We start from the raw sequence: 21,148 nt of genomic DNA, 5'->3' as shown, positions 1-21,148 counted from the left end.
AAGCCTCCCCCCGAGTCCTGAGTGACTTCCAATACCTGTTTCCATAACCTGGCGGCATGGATGTGGACACCCGGCTGCTGCGCTACTTCGTCGCCGTGGCGGAGGAGGGGTCCCTCACCCGTGCCGCGGAGCGGCTGTTCGTGTCCCAGCCGGCACTCACCAAGCAGATCAAGCAGTTGGAGGCATTGCTGGGGGTGCGACTGTTCACGCGGTCCCGCACCGGCATGGCACTCACCGAACCGGGCCGGGCCCTGGGAGAGCGGGTACCCGCGCTGCTGGCCGAGTGGGACCAGGTGCTGCGGGAGACCAGGAGCGCGGCCGACCGGGCGGCCCGTGTGCTGCGGGTCGGCTTCATGGCCAGTGCCGCCAACGAGGCGACTCCGCGCATCATCGCGGAGTTCGCCCGGCGTCGGCCGGGCTGGCGGGTGGACATGCGGCAGGCCGCCTGGTCGCAGCCGAGCGCCGGGCTCGCCGACGGGGACGCCGACGTCGCCCTGTTGCGGCTGCCCTTTCCCGGCCAGGACGCGCTGCGGACGGTGGTGCTGTTCACCGAGCCCCGCTGGGTCGCCCTCCCCGCCGGGCACCCTCTCGCCGCGCGCGAGGTGATCGCCTTCCGGGATCTGTGGGACGAGCCGTTCGTGGCCGCCCCTCCCGAGACGGGCCGGTGGCGCGACTACTGGCTGGCCACCGACGAACGCGACGGCCACCCGGTCCGCATCGGCGCCGTCACCGATCAGCCGGACGACTGGCTGAGCGCGATCGCCAATGGCTACGGCATGGCCCTGGCCCCCGCGTCGGCCGCCCGCTTCTACGCCCGTCCCGGCATCATCTACCGTCCTGTCAGCGGTGTCAGTCCCAGTCGGGTCGGCGTCGTATGGGCCCGCGCCGACGACGCCGATCCCGTCGTCCAGGACTTCGTCCGCTGCTGTGTCGACAACAGACCGCAGCCGACGGAGAGCGGCGACTGATCCACGTCTGCGGGGCCGACGCACCATCCGGTTGCGGGGCGGGGCCTGCTCCGGTGCGGCGGTGGTCAGCCGAGCCAGTGGCCGTCGCGCATGAGGGTGCGTCCCTGCAGCTCGTTCGCCTCCCGCCAGGCGTGAACGCGTCGGGGCACGATCCGGAAGTACTGGTAGGGCTCGTCGAGTCCGCGCGGGTCGAAACCGGTCCTGGCAGCAAATGCGTCGCCCGCCTCCGCACCGAGGTCGGTGAGGTCCACCGGCTCGGCGGTGCCGTCGATGACGACGACGTCGCGCGTCGGCCCGAGGCCGAGTCGTACCCGGCCGTCCGCCAGCAGGTTGCGGCCGGTGGCCGAGGTACGCGGCGTCGCGACGAGGACCGCGGTTCCGTCCCAGAGGTACGAGAGCGGGATGAGGTGGGCGCCGCCCGGGGTGCCCGAGGTCGCGACCCAGATGTCGATCTCGCTCTCCAGCTTCGCGCGGGTGTCCCGCAGCCTCTCATCGAGTCCACGCGGCGGCTCGCCTGTCATGCTTCCTTTTACCTCCGGTCATCTCGTGCGGGGCCGTTCCTCGGCTCGACGGCGGTCAGCAGGGGTGCGTCAGGGCGTGTGCGCCAGTGAGGCAGCCTCCCATGCGAACCCGTCCGGGTCGGTGAAGGGCCCGGCGTCGCTGCCGATCACGAGCCCGTGCGATCCGGTTCCGTCCGGGGAGACGCCGACGTCCTTGGCCAGGGCGCGGTGCCTGTACAGCGCCAGCTTCACGGGGCTCGCCCCGGCGGCGAACTCGACGTACACACGGCTGAAGCTCTTCGCCACGGCCAGGCCCCGCTCGACGTAGAACCGCTTGCTCGCGACCACGTCCGTGACTCCCAGCAGGAGCACGATGTCGTCGATCTGCCTGGTGGCGGGGCCGGTGTCCTTCTTCGCCGAGGTCGCGACCTTCCAGACGGTCCCGTCCGGGGCCTGTACGACGCCGCCGTAGCCCCAGAGGGACTTCGCGGCGGGCTTCAGCGACGTGGCGCCCGCGTCGAGTGCGGCGTCGATGAGGTTGTTGACGGTGGCCGGCTGGGACACGGTGAGCGCGAGCGCGAATCCGCGGAAGCCGGCTGTGGACGCTTCCGAGGCCCGCAGGCGCACCTGGGTGTCCAGCCCGAAGGCGGTGGTGCAGAAGCGGTGGGCCGCCGTGGGGTCGGCCACTTCCAGGGTGATGGTTTCGATGGATGCCATGTCCGTCACGCTAGATGCGGCCCGCCGACCGGTGCTTCTCGATTCCTGATCGGTCCTGCCGCCCCGGCCGTCCGCTTCGGAGGCTCAGCGCAGTTCCTGGAGGCGGACGAGGTTGCCCGCGGGGTCGCGGAAGGCGCAGTCGCGGATGCCGTACGGCTGCTCGGTCGGCTCCTGGACGACCTCGGCGCCACGGGCCCGCACCTGGTCGAAGGTGCCGTCGAGGTCCCGGGTGGCCAGCAGGATCCAGCCGTAGGTGCCCTTGGCCATCATCTCGGCGATGGTCCGGCGCTCGTCCTCGGTCACCCCGGGATCGGCGGCCGGCGGGGCCAGGAGGATGGACGTGCTGGGCTGGCCGGCGGGGCCGACCGTGATCCAGCGCATCTTGCCCTGTCCCACGTCGCCGCGGACCTCGAAGCCGAGGACGTCGCGGTAGAAGACCAGGGACTCCTCCGGGTCGTCGTGCGGGAGGAAGCTCGTGTGAATGGTGATGTCCATAACGATCATGCTAGAGCCGGCTCGGCGGCCGCACCCCTCGAACGGGAGCGCCGGACGCGATCACCGCACCTCGCGGAGTGCGGCGTCCAGGTCCCGCCCGGTCGGGCACTCCATCACCGGGCGGCTCACTGCCGACAAGGCGGAATCCACTCGAACCCGAGATGCTCCGCCCGCCCCGGGACGCACTGCATCGGACATGCAGAACCGGCTCAGGGCCGCTCGGTCAGCAGGGGGAACAGCCTGGTGACCGCGGCGACGGCCACAGTGCCTGCCGGGCGGGCGGCGGGGTGCTGGTCCCGTTCGCGGTAGCCGGCCAGCAGGAGGCGGATGGCGGCGGCGAGTTCGGTCGTCTCCGCCGGAGTGAGGTGGACCACGGCGCTGAAGGACTCGTCGTGCTGCCACTCGGCCGGCGCCTGGTCCCGGTGGGCCAGCCAGTGCTGGTAGCTCTCGTCCTCCAGCCCGCGCGCGAGCGCGTCGAACTGTTCCGGCGCTTCCTGGCCGGAGGCTCGGGAGGGCTCCCAGCGGAGCCGCCACGGCCGCGCGCGCCCGCCCTTGTGCGGCACTTCCTCGATGAGGCCGTGCCGGGCGAGCTGGCGCAGGTGGAATGAGCAGAGGCCGGAGCTGTGGCCGAGCCGGGCTGCGGCCTGCGTGGACGTGACGGTGCCGACCTCGGCGAGGAGGTCCAGAAGGGCGACGCGTACGGGATGGTCCGGGAGGGGCTGCCGGGCACGTCGCGACGGCGGCGGTCCCACGGGGGCTGATTGACGGTTTTCATCGCTCACTTTGCAAAGGGTGCTACTTTGCAAAGCATTCGGTCAAGTCGACCGCGACCGGACGGAGTTCGGCATTCGGAATCCCGCGTACGGCCCCTGGTCGGCTCGGGCACGCACGGAAGGCGTTGATGATCCATGACTGTTCGGTTCGGTGACACCCCCCACGACCGCCGGGTACGCGTGCAGGGCGAACCTGTCGAGTCCTATCCGAGGCTCGCGCCGGAGGTGGAACGGGGCGCGGTGCGCCGTATCACCGTCGTCGGGGAGGAGATTCTGCGCCGTCGATGCCAGGAGGTCACCCGGTTCGGCACGCCGGAGCTCTCGCGGCTGATCGACGACATGTTCGCCACGAACCAGGTGGCGGAGGGCGCGGGTCTCGCCGCCAACCAGGTCGACGTGGATCTGCAGCTGTTCGTATGGGACATCACGGATGAATGGGGGGTCCGCCATGTCGGTCACATCGCCAACCCCGTCCTGGACGAGGTGCCGGCCGAGGATCGCAGCCTGGTCGAGGAATCCGAGGGGTGCCTGTCCGTTCCCGGCCCGTACCGTGTGGTGCCCCGGCTCGACCACGCCGTCGTACGAGGCCGCGACAGAGACGGCGCGCCCCTGGTGATCGAGGGCCGGGGCTACTTCGCCCGGTGCCTGCAGCATGAGACGGACCACCTGCGCGGCCACCTCTATCTGGACCGGCTCGCCCAGCGGGAGCGGAAGGCGGCGCTGCGCGAGATGGCCGAGTCCAAGGAGGAGATGTTCGCCCGGCGTGCCGCCCTGGCCGCGGAGCTGGGCAAGTAACGCCGCTCGCACCTGCCTGCCATGGCAGGCATAAGTGCAGGCCGGAGCGGTGCATAGGTGCATGCATGACCGGCCATCGGCGCATGACGGCCAGGCGTTCCGTACGGCCGTTTCGAGGGCTCATGGTTGGTCCACGGCACCCCGCACCCCACGGTCCCCACGGCTCGACGCGGGACCGATGGAGTCCGGGAACACGCTCCCGGACTCCCGGGGCACGCCGGCCCGACCGACCTCGAAGGAGTGATCACCCATGTCCGCGACCTCTCCCCTGCGTACCCGTGCCGCTGTCATCGGCCTGAGTGCCATGGCCGTGGTGACCCTTGCCGCCGCCACCGCCCCGGGCGGTCAGGCCGCTCCCGCGTCCGGCGGCCGCCCGGCTGCGGCCGCCGCCGTCACCACCTTGAAGTTCGTACGCAACGCCGATGACCCTCAGAACTCACGTCTGATGGTGGTACGCAACAAGAGGACGGAGGCCGTCTTCCGCGCCGGTTCCGGGCTCGGCCGCGACAGTGCGAAGGGGCGCGACGAGTGCGCCTCGGGCAAGGGCTGGCTGCCCGCCGGCACGTACACCGTCGGCGCCCGCCAGACCCGCTACAACGGCAACTTCATCAAGGGGTACGCCATCCCGCTGAGCAACAAGACGTGCAGGAACGGCCGGACCACGCGCACGGAACTCTTCATCCACAGCGAGATGACCCGCACCGGAGGCCAGGGCAGCACCGAGAGCCGACGCTGGGACGGCGTGGGCGACTACAAGTCCGCGGGCTGCATCAAGCTCGCCCCGGAGGACATCAAGAAACTGTTCCGCAACCTCGGCCGGGGCTCGGCGCCCAACCGTCTCGTCGTCGTCTGACGGTGCGGGGCGGCTGTGCTCCGAGGCCACGGCCCGGAACGCAGCCGCCGCGCCGGTCGTACCCGCCGGTGCGCGGGTTCTCCGCGCGGCGCCCCGGCTCCGAAATCCCCGCGGTCGGCGCGTATGTCCGGTTCGGAGCACTTCCGCCGCGAAGATGGGTCCGGACACGGTTCGGCTCCGGATGTCGAGGCGTACATGGCGCCCGAGGACGGCCTCAGTGACCCATGGCGAGGGACGATGATCGTATCGATGGTGTCGATGCCGGATGGAACGGTCACCCGCACCCATGTGGCGGAGGCACGCGAGCATCTGGCGGCGTCCCGTTTCCTGCTCGTGGACATCGAACTGCCCAGGGAGGGCCCACCTCGCGGCAAAGAGCCGCCCGAGGAGGAACCGCCTGCCGAGGAGCCGCTCGCCCATCTGCTCGGGCTGGAGGCCGAGGACGTGGCGTGGCTCGGCAGGGCGGGCGAATCGGCACGGGCCGAGTTCCTCGGGGACAGCGCCGCGTTCGTCGTGCCCGTGGTCCAGGAGACCCGGATCACGCACGTCCATGCCTTTGTGACCGAGCGATATCTGGTCACGGTGCACCGCGGACCGGCCGGACCGGTCGAGAGCCTCACCGCCAGACTGCCGCGCGAAAGGCCCCCCGACAGTGTGGCCATGCTGTTCCTGCTGCTCTCGGAGGCCCTGGACACCTTCCGCCGATCCGCGGTGCGGGCGCTGCTGGAGGCGGAGGACCTGGAGGACGAGATGTTCCGGCACCGGGTCCCCCAGCATGTCTACCGCCTGGCACGGCTGCGACGCCGTGGGGCGCTCCTGCACCACGCGCTCCTGCCCTACCTCCAGGTGACGGACGAGATCTTCACACGCCGGATGATGAACCCCGGCTTCCCCGAGGAGCGCCAGAAGCTCGCCCGCGACTACCAGCACACCGCGCGGCTGGTGCTCACGGACATCGAGTCCCTCCAGAACGCCGCCCGTCGCGCCTTCGCCAGCTACTCCTCCCTCGTGTCCGGCGAACAGAACAACGTGATCAACCGGCTGGCGATCGTGTCGACGGTCTTCCTGCCACTGACCTTTCTGACCGGCTTCTTCGGCATGAACTTCACCTACCTGACCGACGAGCTGGAGAGCAGGGGCATCTTCTGGCTGCTCGCCGTGGGGTTGCAGGTGGTGTTCCTGCTCATCGCCCTCTACGCACTGCACCGCAGCCGCCTCTGGCGGAGACTGCGCGACGACGACAGCCTCGACGTCCAGTAGAGGCCGAGCCGGGCGTCGGACGGCGACGGGTACGGGCGGCTCCGTCGGCGGTCGCACGGTGAGGGGGTGCCGGTCTTCCCTGCGAGGGCGGCGGGAAGACGGAGATCCAGGTCACATTCCTCCGTGTCACAGGGGGTCGGGCTGTCTCGTCTCAGGGGTGTAGCCACTGACGACCACGGAGGAGCACACCATGGACGCGCGACTGAACTACTTCGCCAGCCCCACCGCCGGCAAGGCCTTCAAGCACCTCATGTCGGCGGGGAAGGCGATCAAGGACTCGTCGCTGCCGGCAGCGACGCAGGAATTGGTGGCGCTGCGTGTGAGTCAGATCAACGGCTGCGCCGTCTGCATCGACATGCACACCAAGGACGCGGCCGCCGCCGGCGAAACCCCCGTGAGGTTGCATCTGGTCGCGGCGTGGCGGGAGGCCACGGTGTTCACCGAGGCCGAGCGGGCCGCGCTGGAGCTGGCGGAGCAGGGGACCCGGATCGCGGACGGGGCCGGCGGAGTCAGCGACGAGGTGTGGGCCACCGCCGCCAAGCACTACGACGAGGAGCAGCTCACCTCCCTGGTGGTCCTGGTCTCCTTCATGAACACGGCGAACCGGCTGAACGTCATCGCCCAGCAGCCGGCCGGCTCCTACGAACCCGGGCAGTTCCACTGAGCGGTACCGGCCACCGGGCCGGGGCACTACTCTGGCCCGCCCGTGGTCCGGCCTCTCACGTTTCGGGCTGTCGGCGTCGGCGAGTCGGGGAGTTGAGTCGGTGTGAGCAAGGTCGAGGAGTTCGAGGAACTGCGGCCGCTGCTGTTCTCGATCGCGTACCGGATTCTGGGCAGTGTGAGCGAGGCCGAGGACGCGGTGCAGGAGACATGGCTGCGTTACGACGGTTCGACGACCCGGCCCACGTCGACCAAGGCCTTTCTGTCGGCCGCGGTGACCCGGATCTCGATCGATGTGCTGCGCTCCGCGCGGGTCCGACGGGAGGAGTACGTCGGGCCGTGGTTCCCCGAGCCGCTGCTGAGCGATCCGTACCAGGATCCGGCGCGGTCGGTGGAACTGGCCGACTCGGTGTCGATGGCGGCGCTCTTGCTGCTGGAGCGGCTCAGCCCGCTGGAGCGGGCGGTCTTCCTGCTGCGGGAGGTGTTCGCCTTCGGGTTCGACGAGGTCGCCTCGGCGGTGGGGCGTTCAGAGGCGGCGTGCCGGCAGTTGCTCGTACGGGCGCGGCGGCACATGGAGGCCGGGCGGCCGCGGTTCGCGGCGGACTCCCAGGAGCGGCGGGAGTTGGCGACGCGGTTCTTCGACGCGCTGAAGAACGGCGATGTGGGCGGGCTGCAGAATCTGCTGGCCGCCGATGTGCAGCTGGTCGGGGACGGCGGTGGCAAGGCCCCGCAGCTGGCCAGGGCCGTCGTGGGCGCGGAGAACGTGGCCCGGGTGCTGGGCACGGCCTTCCCCTGGCTGTTCCGGATCGACGTGACGTGCGAACCGCACGAGGTCAACGGCCAGCCCGGCGCGGTCTTCCGCGACCGGGACGGCAGGGTCCTGAACACCATGGTTCTGGAGGTGCTCGACGGCAGGATCCAGACCGTCCGCGGGGTGATCAACCCCGACAAGCTCGGCCACCTCGGGCCGGTCGCCGACGCCTGGGCCGTCGACCGCGAGGCGAAGCGGGTCCGCCGGCGGATGAACTGACCTCGACATCAGCATTCGCACACTCTGATGTTCATTCTCACTCACCCGTGATAGAAATTGAGGCATGGGTGTCGCCAATCGTCTGGACCTGACCCTGCGATTGGTGCAGGGCTCCGACCGGGTTTCCGTGTCGGAGCTCTCCCATCGCCTGGGCGTCTCCGAGATGACCGTGCGCAGGGACCTCGACGCACTGGAGCGGCAGGGCCTGGTGCGCAGGGTGCACGGTGGCGCCGTCGCCACCCGACCGCGTGACGAGGACGCGGGATTCTCCGCACGGGAGCCCTGGCAGTCAGCCACCAAGGACCGCCTGGGTGCGGCCGTGGCCGCGCTGGTGGAGCCGGGATCACGTGTGCTGCTCGACGCGGGGACAACGACCGTGCACGTCGCCGAGCACCTGGCCGCCCGCGCCCCGTTGACGGTCGCCGTGCTCAGCCTGCAGACAGCGATGAGCCTGGCCGACCGGCCCGGGATCGATCTGCTGGTCGTGGGCGGCCGCTCCCGTCCCGCCGAACGCTCCCTCGTCGGCCCACTGGCGCTGCGCACCCTGGAGTCCCTGGCCTTCGACTGCTTCGTGATGTCCATCGGCGGTGTGCACGCCGAGCACGGCTGGTCGGAGTTCTCACTGGACGACGCGGCCGTCAAGCAGGTCGGGCTCACCCGGGCCACCCGCACGATCGCGGTGGCGGACGCGACCAAGCTGGGGGTACGCGCGTTCAGCCGGGTCGCCCCGCTCGACGCGGTGCACCGCTTCGTCACCGACAAGGCGGCCGAGGACGCCGCCACACATCCCAGCGGCCCGGAGACCCTGGACGCCCTGCGGGACGCGGGCGTCGACAGCATCCTCGTCTGAATCCGCCCACGCCCAGGAGCAGGCCGATGCCGATGCCCCTGACGAAGGAGTGAAACGGTCATGACCAGCGTTCCACGCGCGCAGATGATTCTCGTCGCGGGCCCCTACCGGTCGGGCACCGGCGACGACCCCCGCAGACTCGAAGCCAACGCAAGGGCGATGAACGAAGCGGCTCTCGTCCTGTTCCGCGCCGGGCACCTGCCCGTCACCGGCGAGGCCCTCGCCCTGCCGCTCCTGGAGACGGCCGGCAGCACCGGCCCCGGCGACACGCTCTTCCAGGAGATCTTCCACCCGGTCGCCGAGCGGCTGCTCTCCCGCTGCGACGCGGTCCTGCGGATCGGCGGCCCCTCCGAGGGCGCGGACCGGATGGTCGACCTGGCCCTCGCGCAGGGCAAGGACGTCTACGCCGGTCTCGCCGCGGTTCCGGCCGCCCGGTGACCGCCGGCATCGACACCCCCGACCGGCGCGGCCGCACCGGCCTGGACCAGCACGGCCGCGACCTCACCGGCAACCCGCGCGTGAGGGTGCGCGAGGTCGAGTTGCTCTCCAGCGACTGGTACGTGCTGCGCAGGACCACCTTCGACTACCAGCACAGTGACGGTCACTGGAGCCGCGAGCAGCGCGAGACCTACGACCGCGGTGACGGGGCGACCATCCTGCTCCACAACACCGAGCGGCGCACCGTTCTGCTGACCCGTCAGTTCCGCCTCCCCGCCTATGTCAACGGCCATCCCGACGGGATGCTGCTCGAAACCGCTGCCGGGCTCCTGGACGGCGACGGCCCGGAGGAGGCGATCCGCCGGGAAGCCGCCGAAGAGACCGGACACACCGTCGGCGCCGTCGAGCACGTCTTCGACGTCTACATGAGCCCCGGTTCGGTCACCGAGCGCCTGCACTTCTTCGCCGCCCCCTACGACGCGGCCGACACCCCTGCCCGAACCGCCGGAATCGCGGCCGAGGGCGAGGACATCACCGTCGTCGAACTGCCCTTCGCCGAGGCGCTCGACCGGATCCGCGACGGCACGATCGCCGACGCCAAGACCATCATGCTGCTCCAGTGGGCCGCCCTCGACGGGCCGTTCGCACAGCGCGGGTGGAGGTGAGGCTGAGGTCGAGGTCGAGGTCGAGGTCGAGGTCGAGGTCGAGGGTACGGATGCGCCGCCACGGGAGCGTCCCGCCCGGAACTCATCGCCGCGCGAGCGAAGCGAGGAAGTCGTCGACCATGGCGACCTGTACGTTCTCGGAGAACCGGCCGGGGTCGAAGAGGGCCTGGACGACGAGTCCGTGGGTGAACGCGACCGTGGTGGCGGCGAGTTGCTCCGGGTCGGCGGCCGCGGGAAGTTCACCCAGGCCGCGCGCGGCTTCGAGGTGCGGGCGGAGCGTCGAGCGCATCCGGGTGTAGCGGTCGGCCTGGTCCGTGGCCAGCCCGTCGTCGGCGAGGGCCAGGTCCCAGGAGCTGACCCAGATGCGGTTGCGGGCGGTGTCGCCCGGGGTCAGCGGCAGGATGTCCAGCAGCATGGCCCGCACGGTGGCAAGGCCCTCGGCGGGACGCTCGCGGCGGGGACGTTCCGCGGTGCGCTTCTCCAGCAGGTCCAGCGCATGAGCGATCAGGGCCCGCTTGGCCGGGAAGTAGTGCATGAGCATCCCGGTCGAGACGCCCAGCTCGGTGGCGACGGCGCGCAGGGTCAGCCCGCCGAATCCCTTTTCGGCCAGTACGTGCCACACCGCCTCGGAAACGTCCTCGCGGCGGGCTTCGCGGTCTCCAGGTGCGGGCGGCATGCTGCTACCTTACGTACCGAACGCTTGTTACGCACCCAGGGACGAGGTATCCGTGTTCACACTGCCGCTCGGCGACGACGCCCAGCTCCGCCCCCTGGAACCCCGGCACGCTCAGGAGTTCCTCGCCCACATCGACCGCGCACGGCCCCATGTGGACCCCTGGATACCCTGGGCGACCTTCAGCACCGACCTCGCCTCCGCAACGGCAGTCCTCCGGCGTTACGCCGACAAGCAGGCCGAGGACACCGCCCGGATCTACGGGATCTGGCTGGACGGCACACTGGTCGGCGGCGTCATGTTCACGCGCTTCGACAGCACCTCCGGGGTGTGCGAGGTCGGCTGCTGGCTGGAGGCCGCCGGGGAAGGGCGGGGACTGGTGACCCGGGCGAGCCGGGCACTGATCGACTGGGCCTTCACGGAGCGCGGGATGGCCCGGGTCGAGTGGTGGGTCGCGGCGGGCAACACCCGCAGCGTCGAGGTCGCGCGCCGGCTCGGGATGACCCGTGACGGTGTGCTGCGGCAGCACTCCCTGTACCGGGGTGTGCGGCGCGACAGCGAGATCTGGTCGGTCCTCTCCGAGGAGTGGCCACCCGCAGGAGCGGCGGCTGCGGCGGAGGTGTCCGCCTCCGACGTCAAGGCCGAGCTCGACCGGCTGATGCGCACCTTCCTCGGCGCGTTCGCCAACACCGGCGGCAGCCGGCCGAACGTCGACGTCATCCGTGAGGTGTTCATCCCGGAAGGGATGATCATCGCGAATGTCGGGGACGCGCCCGTGGTCTACGACATCGACTCATTCATCGAGCCCCGGGAGAAGGTGCTCACCGACGGGACGATGACGGAGTTCTCCGAATGGGAGGTCGCCGAGCGGACCGAGATCTTCGGGTCCATCGCTCACCGGTTCAGCGAGTACCGGAAGGCCGGCATCCTCAATGGCGAGCGGTTCGAGGGCGAGGGCCGCAAGACCACCCAGTTCGTCCGGACGCCGGCCGGCTGGAGGATGAGCTCGATGGCCTGGGACGACGTGTAGACCACCACGTGCGGACGACGTGCAGGGGTGCGTCCCGGGCCCTCCGGATCCACACCTGCACGCTCACACTGCGGGCAGCGCGTAGAGCCGCTCCCGTGCATCACGGCCAGCCGGTCGCCCGCCGACACCACGTACCACTGCTGGATGTCACCGGTGTGGTCGTTGCAGGTCCAGCGCAGTTTCCCGGTCGCCGCGTCGAAGGCGTGCACCCCGCCGTCCTCGTCGAACTCGGTCGCGCCGTGCAGGGTCCGGTATGCCTGGGCACGGTCGGCGGTGGCCGATGAGCAGTTCGGCGCACCGGCCCGAGGAACACGTCAGGGCTCGTTCAGGTAGGCGAGGACGGCCAGCACGCGCCGGTGGCTGTCGTCGTCATCGGTGATACCGAGTTTGCCGAACATGGAGGTCGTGTACTTGCCGATGGCGCTCTCGCTGAGGAAGAGCCGCCGGGCGATGGCCTGGTTGGACAGTCCTTCGGCCATGAGGCCGAGCACGGAGTGTTCGCGTTCGGTGAGCCGTTCCAGCCGCCGGTTCGAGGAGCCGCTGGACAGCAGCTTGGCGATGACGACCGGGTCCATGGCGGTCCCACCGTCGGCGACGCGTTCCAGGGCGTCGATGAACTGGTCGGCGTCGAACACGCTCTCCTTGAGGAAATAACCGATGCCTCCGGTGCCGTCGGCCAGGAGCTCGCGGGCGTACAACTGCTCGACGTACTGGGAGAGGATCAGGACCGGCAGTCCGGGCAGTCCGCCGCGCGCGGCGAGGGCCGCGCGCAGGCCCTCGTCCGACTGGGTCGGCGGCATGCGGACATCGACGACGGCGACGTTCGGGCGCCACTTCAGCAGTGCGTCGAGCGTCTCGGGTCCGGTGGTCGCCGTGGCCACCACCTGGTGTCCGTACGCCTCGATGAGGCGGACCATCCCGTCGCGCAGGAGGTAGAGGTCTTCGGCTACAACGATTCGCATGGCACCACTATCCTCGCTCGGGTCGGGCCGCCCGCCGGGCTGGTGACCTCCACAGTGCCGTCGAAGGCCGCGAGTCGGCGGCGCAGCCCCGCGAGTCCGCCGCCCTCGTGCACGCGGGCTCCGCCCCGGCCGTCGTCCTCGACCTCGACGACGAGCCCGGTGTCGTCCCGGGCCATGGAGATCCGTGCCCGGGTCGCGCGGGCGTGCTTGATCGCGTTGGTCATCAGCTCGGCGATTCCGAAGTAGACGGCGGACTCGACCGGCGGGTCCAGCCGGGGCAGGGGCTCGGTGGTGACGGTCGCTTCGAGCGGGCTGTCCAGGGCAAAGGCGCGCACGGCCTCGACGAGCCCCCGGTCGTTCAGCACCGGCGGGTTGATTCCCCTGACCAGTTCGCGGAGTTCGGTCAGCGATGTGGCCGCGCCCGCCCGCGCCTCCCGCATCAGTGCCTTGGCCCGGTCGGGATCGGTCTCCATCAGCTTCTCCGCAGTCGCCAGGGAGAGCCCGAGCCCGACCAGACGTGCCTGCGCGCCGTCGTGCAGGTCCCGCTCGATGCGGCGGATCTCGGCGGCCTGCGCGACGGTCGTGTCCGCGCGCTGGGCCGTCAGCTCCGTCACCCGGTCCGCCAGCACCATCGCGGGCGACGCACGCAGGAAGCGGACAGCCACCGGCTCGACGGTCCGCCAGGCGTACGGGGCGCCGGCGACGGCCACGACCAGGCCGAGCACCCCGAAGAGGCGCCCGGCGGCCTCCGGCCGGCCGAGCCCGACGACCGCCGCGGCCAGCCCGGCCGGCGGGAGCGCGGCGACCACGCCCATGGTGAACGGAGCGATGGCGATGAACCACAGGTCGCGCCGGTTCGCGGGGTCGTTCCAGCGGATCCGCCATCTCTGGTCCATGAGGGCGTCACGGCTGGTGCGCTCGTAGCCGAAGCCGTTCCACCAGTACCCGGTGGACATCCGCGTCACCGGTCCGGCCTGCCGGTAGCCGGCCGGGATGACGGTGGCCGTCCACCTGGCGACGAGGAGGCGGACCGTCCGGCAGACCGGGCGGGAGAGGCCGAGCGTCCCCACGCACACCAGCACGAACGGCGCCGGCCACGACCACGGGTTCCCCGCTCCCCACCTAATCCCCAGCGCCACCGCGGCCGCCCACACGGCGGGGACCAGCATGCTGACGATCACCACGACACACGCTCGTACGAACCCCACGCAGGCACTTGCCGCCCACGACATCAGCTGTCGCATGCCCGTTCCCTCTCACTCCGTGACTCCGGCCGCGGCACCCTCGTGTCCCGCTACCGCGCGCCGCACCGACCCGTGCGGCTCGGTGTCCTCACTGTGCACGGTACGGCGCTCGATTCCCGCCGGATCGGCCCCGGAGTGGGTCCGGCCCCACCCACCCGTGCGGCCGGACCCCGGCCGCACCACCCTTACGACCGGAGGCTGACACCCATAGGTCTCTCGGTTGAGGTGAACGCGTCGGATGTTACGGATCACGGTTGATGAACCGGGAGGGTGCGGCCGTGAAGGATGGAACACGCCACGAAGGAACGTCAACTCGCAGGAGAACAACGTGATTTGCCTGTCACCTCGCAGGACGACGGCCGTATTCGCCGCGCTCGCCGTCTGCCTGCCGCTCAGCGGCGCCTCTGTTGCTTCCGCGTCCTCGGCCGAGCGGAGAGAAGAGAAGCCTGCGCACGCGAGCGTCACCGGAAGGGCTGAGTTCGTCCTGCCCTACTACAAGGACGACGACGTCCGCTCGTTCACCTTCGACGCGCACGCCGCCCCGTACAGCCGGCCGCTGCCCGGAATACCCACGGGCCTCCCGACCGACGCCCGGGGAACGGTCAGGGTCTCCCACTACTCGGCCGACCGGAACACCACCTACATCTCCGAGGGACGCGTGGACTGCCTGGTCACGGGCCCCCGTACCGCGACCCTGACGGCCGTCATCACCGAGGTCAGCCCCGGCGGTCCGCCCGATGTCGGGCGGCGGCTCGGGTTCAGCGTCTACGACGGCGGCAGGGACAGGGGGCACTCCGACGACCGCGTGGGCTTCTCCTGGAACGGTGTGAACCTGATGCCGGCCGGCGATGCCGCTCCCGAGGAAGCCCCCGTCGGCACCTGCATGGCACCCGCGCCGTACGCCCCGGTGACCAGGGGCGGCTACACGGTCAGGCACACCGAACTGCCGCCGGTTCCGAAGCCTTGAGGCTCCGTACCGGTAGGGCGTGAAGCCGCCGGACCGGCGCCGGCGGGCCAACACGAACGACGGCGTTCGGGGCGTGGCCGCGCGCCGGCCGTGGACCTCAGGTGAGGGACTTGCCGGACCCGACGACCACCCCGTAGAGGTCGGAGATGGTGGCGAGTGCGCTGTGATGGATCTGGTCGGCGGTCAGTTCGGCGCCCACCGACCGCAGGGACCGCGTCGCACAGGCGTCGGCGACCACCGTGGGCCGGTTGCCCCGCAGGAAGGCGCCCTCCGCGGTGAACGTCACGCACATGTGCGTCATGAACCCCGCGACGATGACGTCCTCGTGGCCCGCGGCGTCGACATGCTCGCCCAGGTCGGTGCCGACGAAGGCGTTCGGGGCCTTCTTGACGACGACGGGCTCGCCCTCGACCGGTGCCACGCTCGGGTGGATCATGCCGATCTCCGCCCGGATGTCGTACGGGGTTCCCTCGCCGCCGTCGTTGATGACGTGGATGACCTTCGTGCCCGCCTCCCGGGCCCGGCCCAGCAGCGCGGCGGCGGAGTCGAGCGCGGCCTGCCAGCCCTCCAGCTCCATCACGCCGCCGACGTAGGTGTTCTGGTAGTCGACCAGGATCAGCGTCGAATCGGCGAGCGACGCGGGCGTCTCGTCGAAGCCGTTGAGTTCGCGCAGGGTCGTCGTAGCCATGGAAATACCGCCTCGGATCGTGTGCTGGGATGCGCTCAGAACGCTACGGTCGACCTCTGCATGTCGGCAATGCCGTCTAACATGCAGATACCGACATCGCCGCTGCCGAGATCACTGCTGGCGGCATCGCTGTCGCAGACCTCGCTGTTGCACACTCGCCATTTGCCGATCAGGCGGAGACCATTCCATGAGCATCGTCGAACGACTCGTCGTCATCGTCCTGTTCGAAGGGGTCGACCTGCTCGACGTCACCGGACCACCGGAAGTGTTCGCCCTCCTGCGACGCGAGACGGACGACGAGACGGGCTACACCGTCGTCCTAGCCGCCGAGACCATGGACCCCGTCACCACCTCCGCCGGCGTGCGCGTCCTCCCCGATGCCACCTTCCGCGAGGTGTCCACCAGGAGCATCGACACGCTCCTGGTGCCCGGGTCGGTCGAGGTCGACGGCCGGCGCCGTGTGCACGCCCTCACCGACCCCACCGTGGTCGCCCGGGTGAAGACGCTCGCCGCCAGGACCCGCAGGGTCACCTCCGTCTGCGTAGGGGCACACATCCTCGCCGCCGCCGGGCTGCTCGACGGCAAGCGCGCCACCACCCACTGGTCGACCGCGCAGCAACTCGCCGCCGACCACCCCACGGTCGAGGTCGACGCCGACCCGATCTTCATCCGCGACGGCGACGTATGGACCGGTGCGGGCATCAGCGCCTGTCTCGACCTGTCGCTCGCCCTCGTCGCCGACGACTTCGGCGAAACCGTCGCGCTGCGCGTCGCCCGGCAACTCGTGATGTATCTGAAACGGCCGAGCGGGCAGAGCCAGTTCAGCGTTCCTCTCGAACCCGTCTCCACGACACGGCGCATCGAGGACCTCCGCCACCACATCATGGACAACATCGGCGAGCGGCTCACCGTCGCGGACCTCGCCGGGTACGCGCACGTCGGCGAGCGCCAGCTCACCCGGCTCTTCAAGGCCGAGCTCGGCACGACCCCGAGCTCGTACGTCGAGTCGGTCCGCGTCGAAAGGGCCCGCAATCAGCTCGAATCCACCGACGCCACCCTCGAACGCATCGCGTCCGCCTGCGGGTTCGGCACGACCGACACCCTCATCCGGGCGTTCCGCCGGAAGCTCGACACGACACCGACGGAGTACCGGCTCCGGTTCCGGGCCGGCTAGCGACGGTGGAGGCGCCGTTGCCCCTCGGCCGTTTGTCCCCTTGGCCGTCGTCTCGCGACACGCCCGGCCCCGGTGCACCCCGCCGGATCAGGCGGTCACCGCGCGCAGGGCGAGCTCCCGGCTCTTGCGTACGTGGAGGAGGGTGATCGCCGCGGCGGCGTCGGCGTCTGCCGCGGCGATGCGTTCGTACATCTCGCCGTGTTGTGCGCGCATCGGGGCGGGCTCGGTGTTCAGGCCGAAGAGCAGCCGCAGCTGGCCGCTGAGCCGCTGCATGAGCTGGGCCAGCAGCGGGTTGTCGGCAAGGGCCACGATCCCGTCGTGGAAGGTGGTGCCGGCCTCGTTCTCCCGGGTCCGGTCGCCGGCGGCCGCGGCGGCCTCCGCCTGTTCCAGTACGGCCCGCAGGTCCGTCAGGGCGGCGGGCGCACCGGGTGCGGCGGCGGCCACGCGGCGGGCGGCGAGGCGGGAGGCCTGGATGGCCAGCGGCTCCCACACGTCGTACAGATGCTCCACGTCGGCGCGCTCCAGCCGGCGCACCCGCACACCGCTGTGCGGCAGCAGGTCCAGCAGCCCTTCCTCCACCAGGGCCCGCAGCGCCTCCCGCACCGGGACCCGCGACATCCGCAGGTCCTGGGCGATCTCGCGCTCCACCATCCGGGCGCCCTGGGCGTAGCTGCCGTCGATGATGCGGTCCCTGACGGCCTGGCGCGCGATCTCGCTCAGTGGTGTGCGCGTCGCCGGGGCGGCCTGCTGTTCCCCGTCGCCCTTCCGGCCGGTGGCTGCCGTCACGTGTGCCGTCCTCCTTGTGCCTTCCGGGCTGTCCCGGCGCCCGCGCTTCGTCCGGGGCGTCCCGTCACCCTATGCGTGCGAGGCAGTGACGGGACGCCATCGCGGTGGCCCGGGCGGCGGGCCGGAAGGGAGGGGAACGGTCAGGTCAGCCGGCCGTCACGGGCGACCACCCGTCCGCCGTGCACCACCATGTCGCGGGCGGGCATGTCGACCACGACCTGCGGCAGGCACTCGGCGCGGACCAGGACGAAGTCGGCCGGCGAGCCCGGGGTGAGGTCGGCGTGGGGCAACCGCATGACGTCGGCGCCGCCGTGCGCGCCGGCTTCGTAGCAGGCGGCCAGTTCCGCGTCGAGGCGCACATCCGTGACCCAGCCGAGCAGGTGTGTCCGGTGGAACATGTCCGCGTTGCCGAAGGGGCTCCAGGAGTCACGCACCCCGTCCGAGCCGAGCCCGACCCGTACACCGTGCTCACGCAGCTTCTCGATCGGCAGGACCAGCGACGCGCTGGGCGCCACGGTGGTCAGGGCGATGTCCAGCTCCCCCAGGTCCGCGGCGGTCCTGGCCAGTTCGGCGTCGGAGAGGCCGGGCAGGCAGAAGACGTGGCTGACGGTCACCTTTCCGTTGAGGGACAGGGCCCGGGTGCGGTCGATGATGGCGCGCAGCACGGTCAGGCCCGTCTCGCCCCGGTCGTGGAGGTGGATGTCGACGCCGACGCCGTAGCGGTCCGCGAGACCGAAGAGCAGGTCCAGCTGCTCGTCCATGGCGTGGTCGAAGCTGATCGGGTCGAGCCCGCCCACCATGTCCACTATCCCGCTGCGGGCGGCGTCCCGGAGCAGCTCCGCGGTGCCGGGCGCACGGATGACACCGTGCTGCGGAAAGGCCACGATCTGTACGTCGAGGGCGTGCTTGAGCCGCTCGCGCGCCTGTCCCAGGCCTTCCACGCAGGCCAGGCCGTAGGCCGGGGCGATGTCGGCGTGTGCCCGCATCCCCCTCGTACCGCGGGTCACGGCGTGCGCCATGAGTCCGTACGCCCGCTCGGCCACCGGGCGACGCTGGCTTCGGAACAACTCCGCGTCCTGCTGGGCGAGTTCGGCGATGGTGTCGGCGGGCTTGCGCGACACCCAGTCACCGCCCCACGTCGTCTTGTCGGGGTGGATGTGCGCATCGACCAGGGCCGGGAGTGCGATGCGCCCGCCGCCGTCGATCACCTTGGCGCCCCGGGGTGCCGGGTCACGTGTGATGCGGCCGTCGACGACCGTGAGGTCCACCGGCTTCGCCGCGCCCATGGGCCGGACGTCGCGGAAGACCACCGCGTCGCGAGGCTCGCGGTGGGAAGCACCGCGGGAGTCGGCCGCGGCCGACGGCACACCCGTGGACATGGCGACACCGGCGCCCGCCAGGGAGGCGGCACCGGCGAGGACGCCGCGCCGGGACAGCGGGGAGGGAGGGGGCGTCATGGAACTCCTTCGGTTGTGTCGCTCGATGCGGACAGGAACCAGTTTGTATACCAAGACCGGAAGAGGAACAAGAGAACCGAGAGCCGGTCGCGGAATTATCCCGAAATCACCCTCGGGATCTCCGGCTCCACACATGCTGGTATACGAAAGCCGACGGGGTGGGGCGGTCGGTCTCGTGGCCGGGTCGTCGTCCGTTCCCACGGGCCCGCCCGCGGTGACGCCCGGGCCGCCGTGACCAGGGCGCTCCCCTGCTCGACGATCACCGCCGGGCGCTCGGCCCGTACGGCACGAGGCTCACCGCGGACGGGTCCCGGCCGGAGCGCGGGTGCCGGGTCGGGCCTTCGCGTCGTAACCGGCCCGGGCGGCCAGGACCTCGTCCATGTTCTGCTCCGCCCACGCCTTGATCGCCTGCATCACCGGGACCAGGCTCTCCCCGAGGGGAGTGAGGGCGTAGTCGACCCGGACCGGCACCGACGGCGTGACGGTCCGGGTGAGGAGACCGTCCCGTTCGAGATCGCGCAGGCTCTGGGTGAGCATCTTCTGACTGACGCTCACCAGCCTGCGGGACAGTTCGCCGTAGCGCTGCGGACCCTCGGCGAGGGCGTTGACGATCAGGCTGACCCATTTGTTGCTGATGCGGTCCAGCAGGTGCCTCGCGGGGCACACGGCGAGGTAGGCGTCGTATGCGGCACGTGCTGCGTCTGTCGTTGCCATGGCTCTCCTCGCCGTTCGTTGGGCACCCTGAAGTGCGTTCTTCCTCATGGAGAGTAACTCTCCCTAGGGTTGCGTCTGTTGAATCGAACGGAACGAAGGGAGTCACGCATGCGCGCGATCGTGGTACGAGCGGTGGGCGGGCCGGAGGCGCTGGAACTGGTGGATGTGCCGGTGCCCGCGACCGGCGCCGGGCAGGTGCGGGTGCGCGTCGAGGCCGCCGCGGTCAACCCGGTCGACGTGGCCACCCGTTCCGGGAGCCTCGTCGCGGCGGGGCTGATGGCGCCCAGGGAGATGACCGGTCTGGGCTGGGACGTCGCGGGCCGGGTCGACGAGCTCGGTCCGGGCGTGACCGCGTTCGCCCCGGGAGACCCGGTGATCGGGGTGCGGGACCGGCTGGACGTTTCGCTCGGCACCTATGCGGAGTTCGTGGTGCTGGACGCCACGGCGGTCGCCGCCGCGCCGACCGGTCTCCCGGCCGTCGAGGCCGCGACCCTGCCGCTGAACGGGCTCACCGCCCTCCAGGCCCTGGATCTGCTCGATCCGGAACCGGGCGCGACGCTGCTGGTGACCGGTGCGGCGGGTGCGGTGGGCGGTTACGCGGTGGAGCTGGCCGCCCTGCGCGGGCTGCGGGTGGTGGCCTGCGCCGGGGCCGGGGACGAGGAGTTCGTCCGGGGTGCGGGAGCACGGTGGTTCGTGCCCCGGACGGCCGATCTCTCCGAGGCGGTGCGGACGCTGGTCCCGGGTGGTGTGGACGCCGCCCTGGACGCGGCCGTGGCCGGGATCCCTGCGCTGGGCGCCGTACGCAATCGCGGCGCCTTCGTCTCGGTCGTCGGCGGCGCCGCGCCCGTACCGCTGCGCGGCATCAGCGTGGCCGAACAGTGGATCGCAGCGGACGCCGAAGCCCTCGCCCGGCTCTCCTCGCTGGCCGGGGCGGGGCACCTCACCACGCGGGTGGCCGGCACCCTGCCCCTCCACGAAGCGGCGCGGGCCCACCGCCGGCTGGCCGAGGGCGGCATCCGGGGCCGGCTGGTCCTGGTCCCCTGACGGAGATGCGGTGGGGGCGTCAGGGGTACGTCAGCCGGACGTCACCGCAACGGCGAGCGCAGAGGCCGACGCCATGAGTCGACGACGCGGCCGCGAGGGCCGGTCACTGGACGTACGAGTTGCGCAACGGTGCCGACGAGTTCTGGGCTGCCCACCGAGCCCCCGTCCTCACGAAGCGTTTCACCAGCCGTGCGAGAGAGGCCTGGTAGGCCACGTCGAAGAACACGGACAGGGCCCCGGTGGCGAAGACCACCTCGAGCAGGACCGGCAGCCCCAGCACGCCGGCGAGCCCGGCCGCGGCGACCGCTCCCAGCACCAGGGCCCGGCCGAAGTCGGCCAGGACCATCACCGTACGGGTGCGTTCGAGGCGTGTTCCGATTCCGAAGGTACCGCCGAACGGGAGGA

The 21,148-nt window shown here is 71.1% G+C and carries 25 protein-coding genes; 13 read left to right on the top strand and 12 right to left on the bottom strand.

Going from position 1 to position 21,148, the window contains the following annotated elements; translation table 11 throughout:
• Positions 1 to 56: 56 nt before the first annotated feature.
• Positions 57 to 968: a LysR family transcriptional regulator gene (locus ACWCPY_RS19525; RefSeq protein ID WP_451266521.1), complete on the top strand. Its 912-nt coding sequence runs from the start codon at positions 57 to 59 to the stop codon at positions 966 to 968.
• 65 nt (positions 969 to 1,033) lie between these two features.
• Here ACWCPY_RS19525 and ACWCPY_RS19520 read toward each other — a convergent pair whose 3' ends face one another.
• The 4 genes from ACWCPY_RS19520 to ACWCPY_RS19505 form a co-directional block, all read right to left on the bottom strand.
• On the bottom strand, positions 1,034 to 1,489 hold the full coding sequence (locus tag ACWCPY_RS19520; protein ID WP_451266519.1) for a pyridoxamine 5'-phosphate oxidase family protein: 456 nt from the start codon (positions 1,487 to 1,489) through the stop codon (positions 1,034 to 1,036).
• 69 nt (positions 1,490 to 1,558) lie between these two features.
• Positions 1,559 to 2,185 (bottom strand): glyoxalase, encoded by a 627-nt coding sequence (locus tag ACWCPY_RS19515; RefSeq protein ID WP_451266517.1) that lies wholly within the window; start codon positions 2,183 to 2,185, stop codon positions 1,559 to 1,561.
• An 84-nt stretch (positions 2,186 to 2,269) separates the two neighbouring features.
• The gene (locus ACWCPY_RS19510) at positions 2,270 to 2,680 is read right to left on the bottom strand and encodes a VOC family protein (protein ID WP_451266515.1); all 411 of its coding nucleotides are present in this window, start codon (positions 2,678 to 2,680) and stop codon (positions 2,270 to 2,272) included.
• 209 nt (positions 2,681 to 2,889) lie between these two features.
• Entirely contained in the window at positions 2,890 to 3,462 is a 573-nt protein-coding gene (locus tag ACWCPY_RS19505; RefSeq protein WP_451266513.1) for a helix-turn-helix domain-containing protein, read from the bottom strand.
• A 126-nt stretch (positions 3,463 to 3,588) separates the two neighbouring features.
• Between ACWCPY_RS19505 and def the strand changes: the two genes are divergently transcribed.
• The 8 genes from def to ACWCPY_RS19465 all read left to right on the top strand — a co-directional run bounded on the left by def (position 3,589) and on the right by ACWCPY_RS19465 (position 10,004).
• Positions 3,589 to 4,248 carry a peptide deformylase gene (gene def / locus ACWCPY_RS19500; protein WP_451266511.1) on the top strand — a complete coding sequence of 220 codons (660 nt, stop codon included), beginning with the start codon at positions 3,589 to 3,591 and terminating at the stop codon, positions 4,246 to 4,248.
• Positions 4,249 to 4,498: 250 nt separating this feature from the next.
• Positions 4,499 to 5,101, top strand: coding sequence for a L,D-transpeptidase family protein (locus tag ACWCPY_RS19495; protein ID WP_451266509.1), 603 nt, complete (start codon positions 4,499 to 4,501; stop codon positions 5,099 to 5,101).
• 258 nt (positions 5,102 to 5,359) lie between these two features.
• Positions 5,360 to 6,361, top strand: a complete 1,002-nt coding sequence (locus ACWCPY_RS19490) for a magnesium transporter CorA family protein (protein ID WP_451266507.1) — start codon at positions 5,360 to 5,362, stop codon at positions 6,359 to 6,361.
• Between the two features lie 190 nt (positions 6,362 to 6,551).
• Positions 6,552 to 7,025 (top strand): carboxymuconolactone decarboxylase family protein, encoded by a 474-nt coding sequence (locus tag ACWCPY_RS19485; RefSeq protein ID WP_451266505.1) that lies wholly within the window; start codon positions 6,552 to 6,554, stop codon positions 7,023 to 7,025.
• Between the two features lie 102 nt (positions 7,026 to 7,127).
• Positions 7,128 to 8,051: an RNA polymerase sigma-70 factor gene (locus ACWCPY_RS19480; protein WP_451266503.1), complete on the top strand. Its 924-nt coding sequence runs from the start codon at positions 7,128 to 7,130 to the stop codon at positions 8,049 to 8,051.
• Positions 8,052 to 8,115: 64 nt separating this feature from the next.
• A complete protein-coding gene (locus ACWCPY_RS19475) occupies positions 8,116 to 8,901 on the top strand; it encodes a DeoR/GlpR family DNA-binding transcription regulator (RefSeq protein WP_451266501.1) in 786 nt (261 codons plus the stop codon).
• Between the two features lie 60 nt (positions 8,902 to 8,961).
• Positions 8,962 to 9,339: a DUF4406 domain-containing protein gene (locus tag ACWCPY_RS19470; protein ID WP_451266499.1), complete on the top strand. Its 378-nt coding sequence runs from the start codon at positions 8,962 to 8,964 to the stop codon at positions 9,337 to 9,339.
• On the top strand, positions 9,336 to 10,004 hold the full coding sequence (locus ACWCPY_RS19465) for an NUDIX domain-containing protein (protein ID WP_451266497.1): 669 nt from the start codon (positions 9,336 to 9,338) through the stop codon (positions 10,002 to 10,004). The genes ACWCPY_RS19470 and ACWCPY_RS19465 overlap by 4 nt, the downstream gene beginning before the upstream one ends.
• Before the next feature lie 82 nt (positions 10,005 to 10,086).
• On the opposite strand, the gene ACWCPY_RS19460 is transcribed toward ACWCPY_RS19465, so the two are convergent.
• Entirely contained in the window at positions 10,087 to 10,680 is a 594-nt protein-coding gene (locus ACWCPY_RS19460; protein WP_451266495.1) for a TetR/AcrR family transcriptional regulator, read from the bottom strand.
• Between the two features lie 52 nt (positions 10,681 to 10,732).
• On the opposite strand from ACWCPY_RS19460, the gene ACWCPY_RS19455 reads away from it, so the two are divergent.
• Positions 10,733 to 11,707, top strand: coding sequence for a GNAT family N-acetyltransferase (locus ACWCPY_RS19455; protein WP_451266493.1), 975 nt, complete (start codon positions 10,733 to 10,735; stop codon positions 11,705 to 11,707).
• Between the two features lie 314 nt (positions 11,708 to 12,021).
• On the opposite strand, the gene ACWCPY_RS19450 is transcribed toward ACWCPY_RS19455, so the two are convergent.
• Together ACWCPY_RS19450 and ACWCPY_RS19445 are read right to left on the bottom strand one after the other, a co-directional pair.
• Complete coding sequence (locus ACWCPY_RS19450) at positions 12,022 to 12,669, bottom strand: response regulator transcription factor (RefSeq protein ID WP_451266491.1); 648 nt, start codon at positions 12,667 to 12,669, stop codon at positions 12,022 to 12,024.
• Positions 12,654 to 13,913 carry a sensor histidine kinase gene (locus ACWCPY_RS19445; RefSeq protein WP_451266489.1) on the bottom strand — a complete coding sequence of 420 codons (1,260 nt, stop codon included), beginning with the start codon at positions 13,911 to 13,913 and terminating at the stop codon, positions 12,654 to 12,656. Before ACWCPY_RS19445 ends, ACWCPY_RS19450 begins: the two co-directional genes overlap by 16 nt.
• A 328-nt stretch (positions 13,914 to 14,241) precedes the next feature.
• On the opposite strand from ACWCPY_RS19445, the gene ACWCPY_RS19440 reads away from it, so the two are divergent.
• Complete coding sequence (locus ACWCPY_RS19440) at positions 14,242 to 14,880, top strand: hypothetical protein (RefSeq protein ID WP_451266487.1); 639 nt, start codon at positions 14,242 to 14,244, stop codon at positions 14,878 to 14,880.
• A 97-nt stretch (positions 14,881 to 14,977) separates the two neighbouring features.
• On the opposite strand, the gene ACWCPY_RS19435 is transcribed toward ACWCPY_RS19440, so the two are convergent.
• Complete coding sequence (locus tag ACWCPY_RS19435) at positions 14,978 to 15,568, bottom strand: cysteine hydrolase family protein (protein ID WP_451266485.1); 591 nt, start codon at positions 15,566 to 15,568, stop codon at positions 14,978 to 14,980.
• A 187-nt stretch (positions 15,569 to 15,755) separates the two neighbouring features.
• On the opposite strand from ACWCPY_RS19435, the gene ACWCPY_RS19430 reads away from it, so the two are divergent.
• Entirely contained in the window at positions 15,756 to 16,742 is a 987-nt protein-coding gene (locus tag ACWCPY_RS19430) for a GlxA family transcriptional regulator (RefSeq protein WP_451266483.1), read from the top strand.
• Between the two features lie 87 nt (positions 16,743 to 16,829).
• On the opposite strand, the gene ACWCPY_RS19425 is transcribed toward ACWCPY_RS19430, so the two are convergent.
• From ACWCPY_RS19425 to ACWCPY_RS19415, 3 genes are all read right to left on the bottom strand, one after another.
• Positions 16,830 to 17,528, bottom strand: coding sequence for a GntR family transcriptional regulator (locus ACWCPY_RS19425; protein ID WP_451266481.1), 699 nt, complete (start codon positions 17,526 to 17,528; stop codon positions 16,830 to 16,832).
• Positions 17,529 to 17,668: 140 nt separating this feature from the next.
• The gene (locus tag ACWCPY_RS19420) at positions 17,669 to 18,985 is read right to left on the bottom strand and encodes an amidohydrolase family protein (protein WP_451266479.1); all 1,317 of its coding nucleotides are present in this window, start codon (positions 18,983 to 18,985) and stop codon (positions 17,669 to 17,671) included.
• Positions 18,986 to 19,279: 294 nt separating this feature from the next.
• On the bottom strand, positions 19,280 to 19,699 hold the full coding sequence (locus ACWCPY_RS19415) for a winged helix-turn-helix transcriptional regulator (protein WP_451266477.1): 420 nt from the start codon (positions 19,697 to 19,699) through the stop codon (positions 19,280 to 19,282).
• 108 nt (positions 19,700 to 19,807) lie between these two features.
• Here ACWCPY_RS19415 and ACWCPY_RS19410 point away from each other — a divergent pair, with 108 nt between their 5' ends.
• Positions 19,808 to 20,743, top strand: a complete 936-nt coding sequence (locus tag ACWCPY_RS19410; protein WP_451266475.1) for an NADP-dependent oxidoreductase — start codon at positions 19,808 to 19,810, stop codon at positions 20,741 to 20,743.
• A 103-nt stretch (positions 20,744 to 20,846) separates the two neighbouring features.
• Here the strand turns inward: ACWCPY_RS19410 and ACWCPY_RS19405 are convergent, their stop codons facing one another.
• On the bottom strand, positions 20,847 to 21,089 hold the full coding sequence (locus ACWCPY_RS19405) for a hypothetical protein (RefSeq protein ID WP_451266473.1): 243 nt from the start codon (positions 21,087 to 21,089) through the stop codon (positions 20,847 to 20,849).
• Between the last annotated feature and the right edge of the window lie 59 nt (positions 21,090 to 21,148).

The sequence above is a fragment of the Streptomyces sp. NPDC002403 genome, assembly GCF_053593015.1.
Note: the sequence above shows the minus strand (reverse complement) of the source record. Positions and strands in the feature narration are given on the sequence as shown.

Excerpts from the sequence above, each read along its gene's own strand:
- ACWCPY_RS19445 (WP_451266489.1), bottom strand. The coding sequence starts at position 13,913 with ATGCGACAGCTGATGTCGTGGGCGGCAAGTGCCTGCGTGGGGTTCGTA.
- ACWCPY_RS19405 (WP_451266473.1), bottom strand. The coding sequence starts at position 21,089 with ATGGTCCTGGCCGACTTCGGCCGGGCCCTGGTGCTGGGAGCGGTCGCC.
- ACWCPY_RS19470 (WP_451266499.1), top strand. The coding sequence starts at position 8,962 with ATGACCAGCGTTCCACGCGCGCAGATGATTCTCGTCGCGGGCCCCTAC.
- ACWCPY_RS19490 (WP_451266507.1), top strand. The coding sequence starts at position 5,360 with ATGCCGGATGGAACGGTCACCCGCACCCATGTGGCGGAGGCACGCGAG.
- ACWCPY_RS19450 (WP_451266491.1), bottom strand. The coding sequence starts at position 12,669 with ATGCGAATCGTTGTAGCCGAAGACCTCTACCTCCTGCGCGACGGGATG.
- ACWCPY_RS19485 (WP_451266505.1), top strand. The coding sequence starts at position 6,552 with ATGGACGCGCGACTGAACTACTTCGCCAGCCCCACCGCCGGCAAGGCC.
- def (WP_451266511.1), top strand. The coding sequence starts at position 3,589 with ATGACTGTTCGGTTCGGTGACACCCCCCACGACCGCCGGGTACGCGTG.
- ACWCPY_RS19520 (WP_451266519.1), bottom strand. The coding sequence starts at position 1,489 with ATGACAGGCGAGCCGCCGCGTGGACTCGATGAGAGGCTGCGGGACACC.
- ACWCPY_RS19415 (WP_451266477.1), bottom strand. The coding sequence starts at position 19,699 with ATGGCAACGACAGACGCAGCACGTGCCGCATACGACGCCTACCTCGCC.
- ACWCPY_RS19420 (WP_451266479.1), bottom strand. The coding sequence starts at position 18,985 with ATGACGCCCCCTCCCTCCCCGCTGTCCCGGCGCGGCGTCCTCGCCGGT.
- ACWCPY_RS19435 (WP_451266485.1), bottom strand. The coding sequence starts at position 15,568 with ATGGCTACGACGACCCTGCGCGAACTCAACGGCTTCGACGAGACGCCC.
- ACWCPY_RS19460 (WP_451266495.1), bottom strand. The coding sequence starts at position 10,680 with ATGCCGCCCGCACCTGGAGACCGCGAAGCCCGCCGCGAGGACGTTTCC.
- ACWCPY_RS19495 (WP_451266509.1), top strand. The coding sequence starts at position 4,499 with ATGTCCGCGACCTCTCCCCTGCGTACCCGTGCCGCTGTCATCGGCCTG.
- ACWCPY_RS19410 (WP_451266475.1), top strand. The coding sequence starts at position 19,808 with ATGCGCGCGATCGTGGTACGAGCGGTGGGCGGGCCGGAGGCGCTGGAA.
- ACWCPY_RS19510 (WP_451266515.1), bottom strand. The coding sequence starts at position 2,680 with ATGGACATCACCATTCACACGAGCTTCCTCCCGCACGACGACCCGGAG.
- ACWCPY_RS19430 (WP_451266483.1), top strand. The coding sequence starts at position 15,756 with ATGAGCATCGTCGAACGACTCGTCGTCATCGTCCTGTTCGAAGGGGTC.
- ACWCPY_RS19515 (WP_451266517.1), bottom strand. The coding sequence starts at position 2,185 with ATGGCATCCATCGAAACCATCACCCTGGAAGTGGCCGACCCCACGGCG.
- ACWCPY_RS19525 (WP_451266521.1), top strand. The coding sequence starts at position 57 with ATGGATGTGGACACCCGGCTGCTGCGCTACTTCGTCGCCGTGGCGGAG.
- ACWCPY_RS19475 (WP_451266501.1), top strand. The coding sequence starts at position 8,116 with ATGGGTGTCGCCAATCGTCTGGACCTGACCCTGCGATTGGTGCAGGGC.